11 protein-coding genes are annotated in these 12,559 nt (G+C 64.9%); 8 read left to right on the top strand and 3 right to left on the bottom strand.

Annotation, left to right across the window (positions count from 1 at the left end; translation table 11 throughout):
- Positions 1-3: 3 nt before the first annotated feature.
- Positions 4-897: a LysR family transcriptional regulator gene (locus BG60_RS27750; RefSeq protein ID WP_008354410.1), complete on the bottom strand. Its 894-nt coding sequence runs from the start codon at positions 895-897 to the stop codon at positions 4-6.
- Positions 898-1,005: 108 nt separating this feature from the next.
- On the opposite strand from BG60_RS27750, the gene BG60_RS27745 reads away from it, so the two are divergent.
- A complete protein-coding gene (locus tag BG60_RS27745; RefSeq protein ID WP_008354411.1) occupies positions 1,006-2,010 on the top strand; it encodes an aldo/keto reductase in 1,005 nt (334 codons plus the stop codon).
- Positions 2,011-2,078: 68 nt separating this feature from the next.
- Positions 2,079-2,891, top strand: a complete 813-nt coding sequence (locus tag BG60_RS27740; protein ID WP_033536902.1) for an exodeoxyribonuclease III — start codon at positions 2,079-2,081, stop codon at positions 2,889-2,891.
- Here BG60_RS27740 and BG60_RS27735 read toward each other — a convergent pair.
- Positions 2,888-3,712: an alpha/beta hydrolase gene (locus tag BG60_RS27735; RefSeq protein ID WP_008354414.1), complete on the bottom strand. Its 825-nt coding sequence runs from the start codon at positions 3,710-3,712 to the stop codon at positions 2,888-2,890. The genes BG60_RS27740 and BG60_RS27735 overlap by 4 nt on opposite strands.
- A 538-nt stretch (positions 3,713-4,250) precedes the next feature.
- A complete protein-coding gene (locus BG60_RS27725) occupies positions 4,251-5,621 on the bottom strand; it encodes a nucleobase:cation symporter-2 family protein (protein ID WP_008354415.1) in 1,371 nt (456 codons plus the stop codon).
- Between the two features lie 383 nt (positions 5,622-6,004).
- On the opposite strand from BG60_RS27725, the gene BG60_RS27720 reads away from it, so the two are divergent.
- The 6 genes from BG60_RS27720 (at position 6,005) to BG60_RS27695 (ending at position 12,495) form a co-directional block, all read left to right on the top strand.
- Entirely contained in the window at positions 6,005-6,922 is a 918-nt protein-coding gene (locus tag BG60_RS27720; RefSeq protein WP_008354416.1) for an STAS domain-containing protein, read from the top strand.
- Positions 6,923-6,984: 62 nt separating this feature from the next.
- Positions 6,985-7,344 carry an STAS domain-containing protein gene (locus BG60_RS27715; protein ID WP_008354417.1) on the top strand — a complete coding sequence of 120 codons (360 nt, stop codon included), beginning with the start codon at positions 6,985-6,987 and terminating at the stop codon, positions 7,342-7,344.
- 21 nt (positions 7,345-7,365) lie between these two features.
- Positions 7,366-7,806, top strand: coding sequence for an anti-sigma regulatory factor (locus tag BG60_RS27710; protein ID WP_008354418.1), 441 nt, complete (start codon positions 7,366-7,368; stop codon positions 7,804-7,806).
- The gene (locus BG60_RS27705; RefSeq protein ID WP_008354419.1) at positions 7,791-8,858 is read left to right on the top strand and encodes an ATP-binding SpoIIE family protein phosphatase; all 1,068 of its coding nucleotides are present in this window, start codon (positions 7,791-7,793) and stop codon (positions 8,856-8,858) included. The genes BG60_RS27710 and BG60_RS27705 overlap by 16 nt, the downstream gene beginning before the upstream one ends.
- Positions 8,855-10,579, top strand: coding sequence for an ATP-binding response regulator (locus BG60_RS27700; RefSeq protein WP_008354420.1), 1,725 nt, complete (start codon positions 8,855-8,857; stop codon positions 10,577-10,579). The genes BG60_RS27705 and BG60_RS27700 overlap by 4 nt, the downstream gene beginning before the upstream one ends.
- The gene (locus BG60_RS27695) at positions 10,576-12,495 is read left to right on the top strand and encodes a hybrid sensor histidine kinase/response regulator (protein WP_008354421.1); all 1,920 of its coding nucleotides are present in this window, start codon (positions 10,576-10,578) and stop codon (positions 12,493-12,495) included. The genes BG60_RS27700 and BG60_RS27695 overlap by 4 nt, the downstream gene beginning before the upstream one ends.
- Positions 12,496-12,559: the final 64 nt, after the last annotated feature.

Raw genomic sequence — 12,559 nt, 5'->3', positions numbered from 1 at the left:
CGCTCAATTCCCCGCGCGAATGAAGTCGATGAACGCGCGCAACGGCCCCGGCATGTGCGCGCGGCTCGGATAATAGAGACGCGGCCCGGTGAAACTCTGCCACCACGGTTTGAGCACGGGCACGAGCGCGCCATCGTCGATGGCCGCGCGCACGAACTCGTCGAACGTATAGACGAGGCCCAATCCCGCGATGGCCGCGCTTCGGCTGATCTCGATCGACGACGTGACGAGCGGTCCTTCCGGCGCGATGCGTATCGTTTCCTTGCCGCGCATGAATTCCCACACGGCCAGCACGCCGCTATCGAAACGATGCCCGATGCACGCGTGATTCACGAGTTCGCGCGGATGCTTCGGCTCGCCGTGCGCCGCGAGATAAGCCGGCGACGCCACCGCGACGAAGCGTTGCGTGCGCGGCCCGATCGGCACGGCGATCATGTCGCGCTCGATGCGCTCGTCATAACGGATGCCCGCATCGAAACCGGCGGCGAGCACGTCGATGAAGGTATCGGTTGCGCTGATCTCCAGCTTGATGCCCGGATGCGCCGTCAGAAAACGCGCGACGATTGGCGGCAGGATCTCGCGTGACACGATGCGCGGGACGTTCAGGCGCAACGTGCCGGTCGGGCTGTCGCGAAAGCCGTTGACGGCATCGAGCGCGCCCGCGATTTCCGCGAACGCGGGCCCGAGGCGTTCGATGAGCCGCTCGCCCGCTTCGGTCGGCGTGACGCTGCGCGTCGTGCGATTCAAAAGCCGCACGCCCAGACGCGTTTCGAGCCTGCGTATGGCCTCGCTCAGCGACGACGCCGACACGCCGCGCAACAGCGCCGCCTGCCTGAAGCCACGCGACCGCGCGACGGCCAGAAACGCGTGAAGATCCGACAAATCCGGTTCGCTCATCTCTCACCCATTGTTCGCTGGGGCGCACAGCCCATTCGGATTGAGGCGGATTATCGCACGCGAGGTTTGCTCCCATAATCGTCTCCATTCTTCAAGGAGAGAACGAACATGGAACAACGCAAGCTCGGAAAGAACGGACCGCAATCGTCGGCGATCGGCCTCGGATGCATGGGCATGTCGGGCATGTACGGGCCGTCGGATCGCGCGGAGAGCATCGCGACGATACACGCGGCCCTCGAAGCGGGCGTGACGCTGCTCGACACCGGCGACTTCTACGGCATGGGGCACAACGAAATGCTGATCGGCGAAGCGTTGAGAAGCGCGCCGCCTTCACGCCGCGATGCGGCGATTCTCAGCGTGAAATTCGGCGGCATGCGCGATCCGGCCGGCCGGTTCATCGCGTTCGATGGACGGCCCGTCGCCGTGAAGAATTCGCTCGCGTATACATTGCAGCGGCTCGGCGTCGAACATATCGACATTTATCGGCCCGCGCGCCTCGATGCGAACGTGCCGGTCGAAGACACCGTCGGCGCGATCGCCGAGATGATCGACGCGGGCTATGTGCGCCACGTCGGATTGTCGGAAGTCGGCGCGGACACGATTCGCCGTGCCGCCGCCGTGCATGCGGTGTGCGATCTGCAGATCGAATACTCGCTGATTTCGCGCGGCCTCGAGGAATCGATTCTTCCGGCATGCCGCGAACTCGGCATCGGCATCACGGCGTACGGCGTGCTGTCGCGCGGACTCATCAGCGGACACTGGAGCCGCGACGCCGCGCAATCCGGCGACTGGCGCGCGAACAGTCCGCGCTTTCAGCAAGGCAACGTCGAACGCAATCTCGCGCTCGTCGATGCGTTGCGCAAGATCGCCGATGCAAAGGGCGTGAGCGTCGCGCAGATCGCGATCGCGTGGGTGCTCGCGCAGGGCGATGACATCGTGCCTGTCGTCGGCGCGCGCCGTCGCGACCGGCTGACGGAATCGCTCGGGGCGCTCGATGTCGCGCTCACGAAGGATGACCTCGCCGCGATCGAAGCGGCGGTGCCGAAGGGCGCGGCGGCGGGCGATCGCTACGAGGCCGTGCAGATGGCGCATCTCGACAGCGAGAAGCGCTGAATCTCCCGGCGTGGTTCGCGACGCGGCACGCAAACTGCGACGCGTGTAGCATCGATCCCGATCCACCGATGGAGAGACGCCGAGTGAAAATCGCGACCTTCAACATCAACGGCATCCGTCCGCGGCTCGACGCCTTGCTGACATGGCTCGAACGCGAATCGCCCGATATCGTCTGCCTGCAGGAACTGAAAGCGACCGACGCGCAGTTTCCCGCCGACGCGATCGCGAACGCGGGCTACGGCGCGCTATGGCATGGGCAGCAATCGTGGAACGGCGTGGCGATTCTCGCGAAAGACGCGGAGCCGGTGCTGAGCCGGCGCGGGCTGCCGGGTTACGAAGACGATACGCATAGCCGTTATATCGAGGCGGCCGTGGGCGGCTTGCTGATCGGCTGTCTTTATCTTCCGAACGGCAATCCGCAGCCCGGCCCGAAGTTCGATTACAAGCTCGAATGGTTCGCGCGCTTCAACGCGCATGCGAAGATGTTGCTCGATAGCGGACATCCCGTCGTGCTCGCGGGCGATTACAACGTCGTGCCGACCGATGACGACATCTACAACACGCGCTCGTGGCTGAAGGACGCGCTGTTGCAGCCGGAGAGCCGCGCGGCCTACGCGGATTTGCTCGCGCAAGGCTGGACCGATGCGCTGAAGCAGAAGTTTCCCGATGAGCGCATCTATACGTTCTGGGATTACTTCCGCAATCATTGGCAGACGAATTCCGGCTTGCGCATCGATCACATCCTTCTTAGCAAGGATCTCGCGAAGAAGCTGGAGGCGGCGGGCGTCGACAAATGGGTGCGCGGCGAGCCGCATGCGAGCGATCATGCGCCGGCGTGGGTCACGCTCAAGCTCGGGCGCACGCGCAAGAAATCGGCTTAGGCTTGCAGCGTGTCGCGCGTCGGTTGCAGCGACGCGAGGAATTGCATCGCGTGTTCGCGGCCGCCCATCGTCCAAACGTCGAGATGATCGGCGTCTTCGATGAGCGCGAGACGCTTGTCGCCGCGTGCTGCATCGAAGAGACGCTGGAAGTGTTCGGGCGGAATCACGCCGTCTTTCGTGCCGCCGTAGATCAAGAGCGGCGCATCGATCGATGCGATTTTCGCGAGGCTTTCGTAGCGATCGCGTGCGAGCAGCCGCACGGGAAAGAGCCGGAAGCGTTTCGCGGCGACATCGACGATGCTCGTGAACGGCGCTTCGAGCATCAGCGCATGGATCTTCGCGACGCTTGCAAGCTGCACGGCGACACCCGAGCCGAGCGAATAACCGTGCAGCACGATGTTGCGTGAACGCGCCGCGGCGTAGGCGTAGGCGGCGCGCGCATCGGCGTAAAGGCCGGCTTCGTGCGGCCTGCCGGGATTGCCGCCGTAGCCGCGATATTCGGCGACCAGCACGCCATAGCCCGCTTCGATCATCTCCAATGCAACATGACCGCGCTGGAAAAGGTCTTCGCCATTGCCGTGAAAGAGGATGACCGTGGGCGCGTCGTCGTCGGGCGGCGCTTTGTAGCGCATGGTCAGGTCGAGGCCGTCATCGGTTCTGATGACGACTGCTTCGGTGCGCGCTTCCACATCGGCGTTCTTGAAGGCTTCGATCTGTTCGAGCGGATAGACGAGCCTTCCTTGCAGCCAATACAGGCCCGCGAGCGCGATCGTGTAGACCAGCGCTATGGCGAGCAGGGCGATCCAGAGGACTTCGCGCATCGGTGTCGGCGGCGGGTTGGCGTTCCTCGTATGGTAGTGGAGTTGCGGCGTGTGGATGCGTGCGCTTGCGCCTGCATTTCATGTACGGGCGGTGAATCGTTACCGACAGAAAAATGACCCAGATGAATTCCGCGGGATCCAATCGATCAAATTCGACGCGGACAACTTGTCGGTGTCAAATCGCCATCGAGTTGATCTGGCGCGCACGCTCGTCGACGCTAACAACAGCGTCGCGCGGACTGACATTGTTGTTCTCTATGGCTATTTTGAAAAGGGCGACGAGACGGAACGGCGGTCACAAAAAAGCGCGTTGAATCCGTCGTTAGCTATCTTCGTGCGCTCGGCGTCGAAGAGAGGCGTATCGAGGTCGACTATGAGATTTGGCCTACCGTTCCAAATGTCCCCGATTCGGAGCGCTTCCAGGTTCTGGTCGAATTCATCCCGGCCCAAAGCCCTTGCGGTTAGGTAAGGCGCGGTTGCGCGCGAGCGATTGCAAGCCGCTTGCGTGGCGCCAGCGGCCGGATCTCCGGCAACTCGCTCACTCCCGCACATCCACATCCCCCTGCCGCAAGCTCAAAGGCATCTCCGCAGCGATCTCCTTCTCCACGTCCTCCGCTTCCCGCTCGCGATTGAACAGCGCGTTGAGCAGAATCGCGAACACCGCGGCGAGCGTGATTCCGCTATGCGTCAGCGGTCCCGCCCACGCCGGCATGTGCGCGAAGAACGCCGGCGCGGCAAGCGGAATCACGCCCACGCCGAGACTGATCGCGATGATGAGCAAGTTGTTCTTGCTATCGAAATCGACCTTGCTCAGGATCTTCACGCCGGTCGCCGCGACCATGCCGAACATCGCGATGCCCGCGCCGCCGAGCACGACCACCGGTATCGAAGCAATCAGATTCGAGAGCTTCGGCAGCAGCCCGAGCAGGATCAGGATCACGCCCGACACCGCGACCACCCAGCGGCTTTTGACGCCCGTAATGCCCACGAGCCCGATGTTCTGCGAAAACGACGAATGCGGAAACGTATTGAAGATGCCGCCGATCACCGTGCCGAGACCATCGGTGCGCAGTCCGCGCGTCGCATCGATGCGCGAAACGGGGCGCATCGCGAGATCGCCGAGCGCGAGGAACATACCGAGCGATTCCACCATGATGACGACCATCACGAGACACAGCGAGGCGATCGCCGCGACATCGAAGACCGGCATACCGAACGCGAACGGCCGCACCGGCGCGAACCACGCGGCTTGACCGACGCCCGCGAAATCGACGAAGCCGAGCGGCAACGCGATCACGAAGCCGATCGCCATGCCGAGCAACACCGAAATATTCGCGACGAAGCCCTTCAGATACTTGTTGATGAGCAGAATCGCGAGCAGCACGATGCCCGCGATCATCAGATTGCGCGGCTCGCCGAAATTCGGTGCGCCGCGTCCGCCGCCCGCCCAGTTGATCGCGACGGGAAAGAGCGTCATGCCGATCGTCAGAATGATCGTGCCCGTGACGATCGGCGGAAAGAAGCGCATCAGCCGTCCGAAGAACGGCGCGATCAGGACCGCGAACACGCCCGCCGCGATGGTCGCGCCGAAGATCGCCGGCAGGCCCGCACCGGATGATGCCATCGCGACCATCGGCCCGACCGGCGCGAAGCTCACGCCCATGATGACCGGCAGGCGGATGCCGAATTTCCATACGCCGATGCACTGCACCAGCGTGACGACTCCGCACGCGAAGAGGTCCGAGCTGATCAGAAACGCGACCTGCTCCTTCGGCAGCTTGAGCGCTGCGCCGATGATGAGCGGCACCGCGATCGCGCCCGCGTACATCACGAGTACGTGCTGAATGCCGACCGCGAGCATCTGACCGATGGGCAGCACTTCGTCGACGGGATGAATCGTTTGGGCCATGTGCGCTCCGGCAAGCTCGAATGTCTATGACGTTGAGTGGGTCGCCCGAGTATTGCACCGCGCGACGGCCGAAAAAATATTCGGGCCGCTATACATGGCATCGGACGCGCGCTTGACTTTGTTCAGGATATTTGACCGATATTGTCCATGCGATCGCGCGCACACGGCAGCATTTGCCGATTCGGCGCAGCGCACATCGCGACAAACGGAAGAAATCCTCGAATCGCTTGTGCCGCAAGGCTTGTCGCACTGTCGATTTTTGGGATGGCGTGCTACATTCCGAGCGCTTCGCGTTGCTTTATTTCGATAGCTTTCGCGGCGATGCAACAATCCAGCTTCCAGGGCTTGGCGCCCAATAACATCATTCGCACGGGGATCTCGGCATGGAAATGGTCGGCGGAACGCGGCTTGCCCAACTGTTCACCAGCAACCAGGAGCAATTGCTCGCGGAATGGTTCGCGCAGCAGCACGCCATCGCGGCGCGGCGCGGCCTCGTCGGCGAGGCGGAACTGCGCAATCAGTTCAGCCAGTTCACGTCGCTTCTCGTGACGGCGCTCGGCGCCTCCGAACGCGTCGATTTCAAATCGTCCGCATGGCAGGAAGTGCGCGCGTTTCTCGCGGAAATGTCGGCGCAGCGTGCGCGTCAGGGCTTCACGCCCGTCGAGACCGCGATGTTCGTGTTCTCGCTCAAGCAGCCGCTCTTCGCGCGTTTGCGCGACACGCTCGTCAACGATGCCCCCGCGCTCGCCGATCTCACCTGGACGATCAGCACGCTCTTCGACGAGCTCGGGCTCTTCACGACCGAAGTGTTCCAGGCGAGCCGCGAGCAGGTCATCGTGCGCCAGCAGCAGGAACTGCTCGAACTGTCGACGCCCGTCGTGCAGTTGTGGGACGGCATTCTCGCGCTGCCTCTCATCGGCACGCTCGATTCGGCGCGCACGCAAGTCGTGATGGAAAACCTGCTGCAGAAGATCGTCGAGACGGGCGCGGCCATTTCGATCATCGACATCACCGGCGTGCCGACCGTCGATACGCTCGTCGCGCAGCACTTGCTGAAGACGGTCGCGGCGGCGCGTCTGATGGGCGCGGACTGCATCATCAGCGGTATTCGTCCGCAGATCGCGCAGACCATCGTTCATCTCGGCGTGAATCTCACGAACGTCACGACCAAGGCGACGCTCGCGTCGGCGTTCGTCGTCGCGCTGCAGCGCACGGGCAAGTCGGTGACGGCCGGATCCGCGCAGGACGCCTCGCGCGGCAGCCGCGCAAGCGACGGCTTCGATTCGCTGCAAGCGGAATGACGCAGCCTTTCGCCATTCGAAGCACGCATCGAACGCAACGCGACTGAACGGGGTTTCAAGCGATGGAACGCATTCCGATTCTCACGATGGGCAGGCTCCTGCTCGTCACCATTCAGGTCGACATGCACGACCGGCTCGCGCTCGCGCTGCAGGACGATCTGACGAGCCGCATCGTGAAAGACGGCGCGCGCGGCGTCCTGATCGACATTTCCTCGCTCGACGTGGTCGATTCGTTCATCGGACGCATGATCGGCAACACGGCCGCCATGGCGCGCGTGCTCGATGCCGAGACGGTCGTCGTCGGCATGCAGCCTTCGGTCGCGATCACGCTCGTCGAACTCGGCCTCACGCTTTCGGGCGTACGCACGGCGCTGAACGTGGAGAAGGGCATGGCGCTCCTTTCGAAGGGCGGCACGGCCTGACGGCCGCATGCACACGACTCCATGACGATCTTCAATTCCACAGCCGCGCCGACGTCCTCGTCGCCGCCCGACACGCTGCCGATCCGCAACGACGAGCAGATCGTGCGGCTGCGCCAGTTCGTGCGCGAGAAGGCGGTCTCGCAGGGCCTGTCTCTCATCGACCAGACGAAGTTCGTGACGGCGGCGAGCGAGCTGGCACGCAACACGCTCATCTACGGCGGCGGCGGCGACGTGCATTGCTATCTCGTCGAGCGTAACGGCCGCCGTGGCCTCAAGCTCGAATTCGTCGACAATGGTCCGGGCATTCCGGATATTCCGCGCGCGCTCTCCGACGGATTCACGTCGGGCAGCGGCCTCGGGCTCGGGCTTGGCGGCGCCAAACGTCTGTGCGACGAATTCGACATCCGCTCCGCGCCGGGCGAAGGCACGCACGTCTCGATCACGAAATGGAAACCGTTCTGAAGGAATCGATGGCCGCGCAGCAGCGCTACGAGATCGCCGAGGCGAGCCAGATCGCCTATGCGCGGCGTTCTATCGGCGAACTCGCGCGCGGGCTCGGTTTCAACGAGACGGCCGCGGGCGAGCTCGCGATCGTCGTCACCGAATGCGGCACGAATCTGCTGAAGCATGCACAGCGCGGCGAACTGCTCGTGCGTCCGCTCGTCGACAGGGGCGCCGGCGCGACTTTGCGCTACGGCATCGAAGTGCTGTGCATCGACAACGGGCCGGGCATTTACGATCTGCATCGCTGTTTCGAGGACGGCTACACGACGGCGGGCAGTCCCGGCAACGGCATGGGCGCGATCGAGCGTCTTTCCGACGAACTCGACATCTGGAGCGCGCCGCAACGCGGCACGGTGTTGCGCGCCGTGTTCTGGAACGCGCCGGGCGCGGCGAACACGCGTGCGCCGCAACTGACATACGGCGTCGTGAACCTGCCGCTGCAAACCGAAACCGTATCCGGCGATGCATGGTCCGTCTACGCGCATGACGGCGAATTCACCGTGCTCGTCGCCGATGGCCTCGGTCACGGACCGCTCGCCAATGTCGCGGCGATCGAGGCGGCCAAAGCGCTCGCCGCGAACGGCGACCAGGCGCTCGATCGCATCATGGAGGCCGCCAACGAGGCGCTGCGCCCGACGCGCGGCGCGGCGGTCGGCATCGCGCGCATGCCGGCGTTCGCGTCGATGCCGGGCATGGCGGTGAGCTTCGCGGGCATCGGCAATATTTCGGCGAGCGTGTGGACCGAAGGCACGCACAAGCATCTCGTCTCGCACAGCGGCATCGTCGGGCATGCGGCGCGGCGCGCGCAGATCTTCGACGTGCCGTATCCGCCGAACGCGCTCGTCGTGCTGCATTCGGACGGGCTCACGTCGCGCTGGGATCTCGCGCGCTATCCGGGCCTCGCGATGCGGCACCCGGCGCTCGTCGCGGCGGTGCTGTATCGCGACTTCGCGCGCGGCCGCGACGACATCACCGTGTTCGTGGCCCGCGCGGCCGGGAGCGCAGGATGACGCAACCGCTCTACTCGATGCGGATCGATCACGAGCGCGACATCGTCGCGGTCCGCGTGAAGGCGCGCGATGCGAGCGCGGCGCTCGGCTTCTCGCCGCAGGATCAGACGCGCATTTCCACGTCCGTGCTCGAAGCCGCGCGCACCGTGCTGATCGCGGGGCAGGCGGCGCGCGCGGAATTTCTCGTCGATAACGCCGCGCGCCCGCCGCGCTTCGTCGTGCGTTTTCTGGCGGGCGGCGGTGCGGGCCAGCGTCTGCGCGCCATGCGCCACGACGACTCGCAAGCCGCGCTGGGCCTGCTCGCGGCGCAACGTCTGATGGATCAATGCGCGATCGCCGACGAAGCCGATGGCGACACCTCGATCTCGCTCGCGAAGGCTTTACCCGATGGCGTGCCGTGCGATGCGCAGGCGGTGAAGAACGCACTCGAGCGTCAGCCGAGCGAAGACACGGCCGCGGAATTGCAGCGCCAGAATCGCGAGCTGATCGCCGCGCTCGCGGATCTGCGCGAACGTCAGGAGGAGCTCACGCGTCTTACGCGCGAACTCGAGGACACCAATCGCGGCGTCGTCGCGCTTTATGCGGAGCTGGATGCGCGCGCCGATCATCTGCGCCGCGCGGACGAATCGAAATCGCGCTTTCTGTCGAACATGAGCCACGAGTTCCGCACGCCGCTGTCGTCGATCCGCGCGCTCTCGAAACTCTTGCTCGAACGTATCGACGGCGATCTGACGGAAGAGCAGGAAAAGCAGGTGCGCTTCATCCGCAAGGCAGCGGAGGATTTGTCGGAAACGGTCGACGATCTGCTCGATCTCGCGAAGATCGAAGCGGGCAAGATCGAAGTGCGTCCCGCCGAATTCGAAGTCGATACCCTGTTTTCGGCGCTGCGCGGCATGTTGCGGCCGCTGTCGCCGGGCGGCGCGGTGGAACTCGTGTTCGAATCGTGCGAAGGCCTGCCGCCCATTCATACCGATGAAGCCAAGGTCGCGCAGGTGCTGCGCAACTTCGTATCGAATGCGCTCAAGTTCACCGAGCGCGGCGAAGTGCGCGTCGCGGCGAGCTATGACGACGCGCGCCGGCTCATCACGTTTTCCGTCAGCGATACGGGCATCGGCATCGCGCCGGAGCATCAGCAGGTCGTCTTCGAAGAGTTCGGGCAAGTTGAAAACCGCCTTCAGCAATACGTGAAGGGTACGGGCCTCGGCCTGCCGCTGTGCCGCAAGCTGTGCAAGCTGCTCGGCGGCGATGTGTCGCTCGCGAGCGAACCCGGGCGCGGCTCGACTTTCAGCGCGACGATTCCCGCGCATTACGGCGCGGACGTCGACGCCGCGCATCACGCCGCGAGCGATACGCGGCCCGCCGTGCTGATCGTCGCGAGCAATCCGATCGAGCGGCTCGACTGCGAGGCCGCGCTGCGCGCTTCGCCGTATCGCCCGATGAGCGCCGCGACGCTCGACGAAGCGAGCCGCCTGCTCGCGCGCACGCAGCCCGCCGCGTTGCTGCTCGCCGTGCGGCCCGCGCCGTCGGAAGCGTGGATCTGGCTCGCCGCGTTGCGCGCGCAGGCCGCGACGCGCAGCATTCCGATCGTCGTGCTCGGCGAGGACGAGGATCGCAATGAAGCGCGGGCGCTGGGCGCGACCGCGTTCGTTGAAAAGCCGGCGGGCGGTGGCGAGCTGCCGGGCGTGCTGGATGCGGTGACGGGCGAGGGACGAGCATCATGAGAAGCGACTGGAACGAGGTGCTGATCCTCAACGTCGACGACAACGACGGCGCGCGCTATGCGAAAACGCGCATCCTGTCGCGCGCGGGCTTCAACGTGATCGAAGCGCCGACGGGCACGGCCGCGCTCGAACGGGTGCGCGCCGAAGCGCCCGATCTCGTGCTGCTCGACGTGAAGCTGCCCGACATCAACGGGCTCGAAGTGTGCAGGCAGATCAAGGCATCGCCGGAGACGTCGGGCACGCTCGTGCTGCAGACATCGGCGGCGGCCGTGCATAGCCTCGATCGCATTCGCGGTCTCGAAGGCGGCGCGGATAGCTATTTGACCGAGCCTGTCGAACCCGCGGAACTGATCGCGCATGTGCGCGCGTTGCTGCGCGTGCGGCTCGCGGAAAATGCGCTGCGCGAGAGCGAGGAGCGCTTTCGCCAGCTTGCCGGGAATATCGACGACGTGTTCTGGATGCTCGATCCGGCATCCAACGAACTGCTCTATGTGAGCCCCGCTTACGCGCATCTCTTCGATACCGGCGGCGGCGCGCCCGCGCCCCTGCCTGGCCCCGATCACTGGTCCGGCGACATTCTTCCCCTCGATCGCGATCATGTCGCCGAGGCGTATCGGCAACTGCTCGCGAACGGCACGCCGTATCAGGTCGAATATCGCATCGTGCGCGCGAGCGGCGGGCCGCGCTGGGTCGCGGAGCGCGCGTTTCCGGTTCACGGCGCGGCGGGTCATCCGGCGCGGCCGTATCGCATCGCGGGCATCGTCAACGATATCTCCGAGCGCAAGGCCGCCGAACTGCTGTTGCGCGAAGCGGACCGCCGCAAGGACGAGTTTCTCGCGATGCTCGCGCATGAATTGCGCAATCCGCTCGCGCCGATCCGCAATGCGGTCGATCTGCTCGATCCGGATCGCGAGCCGTCCGTGCAGCACTTCGCGACGGTGCGCGCGATCATCGACAGACAGGTGCGGCATTTGAGCCGGCTCGTCGACGATCTGCTCGACGTTGCGCGCATCACGCAGGGCAAGATCACGCTGCGCCAGGAAACGGTCGATCTCGCGGCGGCGCTCGCGGCGGCCATCGAGACCGTGCAGCCCGCGCTCGAACGAAAGCGGCACGCGTTGACGGTGAAGCTGCCGGATGCGCCGCTCTACATCGTCGGCGACAGCGTGCGGCTCGCGCAGGTGTTCGGCAATCTGCTGTCGAATGCGTCGAAGTACAGCGTCGAGGAAGGCGAGATCGCCATCGAAACGGAACAGTTCGGCGATGAGGTGCGTATCGTCGTGCGCGACAAGGGCATCGGCATCGCGTCCGACATGCTGCCGCACATCTTCGATCTGTTCGTGCAATCGGAGACATCGCTCGAACGATCGGAGGGCGGGCTCGGCATCGGCTTGCCGCTGGCGAAGACGCTCGTCGAGTTGCAGGGCGGACGCATCGAAGCATTCTCGGCGGGGGCGCAGGCGGGCAGCGAGTTCGTCGTGTGGCTGCCGCTCGCGAAGGATGCGCAAGTGGCCACGCAAGGCGCGCCGGCAACGCCCGCGACCGTCAACGCGGGCAAGCGCGTGCTGCTCGTCGATGACAGCGTCGACGCGGCCACCGCGATGGCGCTGCTGCTCGAAGCCGACGGCTTCGACGTTCGCACGGCGCACGATGCAACCGAAGCGCTCGCGGTCTCCGACACCTTCATGCCGCAGATCGTGCTGCTCGATATCGGCTTGCCGGGCATGGACGGATACCGGCTCGCGGCCGAGATGCGCGCGCGTCCCGCAACCGCCGATGCCTTGCTGATCGCCGTGACGGGATACGGGCAGGCGCATGATCGTCAGCGCTCGAAGGAAGCGGGCTTCGATCATCATCTCGTGAAGCCGGTGGCGTTCGCGGAGATTCAAAGGGCGGTGTCGGGAAAGTTCGCCTGAGGGCGGAGCCGAAAAATCTGAATTGCCGATGGAAATGGCGTAATCGCGCGCCGATTGCGGCACA

Source organism: Caballeronia zhejiangensis, from assembly GCF_000698575.1.
Classification (GTDB): Bacteria; Pseudomonadota; Gammaproteobacteria; order Burkholderiales; family Burkholderiaceae; genus Caballeronia; species Caballeronia zhejiangensis.
Note: the sequence above shows the minus strand (reverse complement) of the source record. Positions and strands in the feature narration are given on the sequence as shown.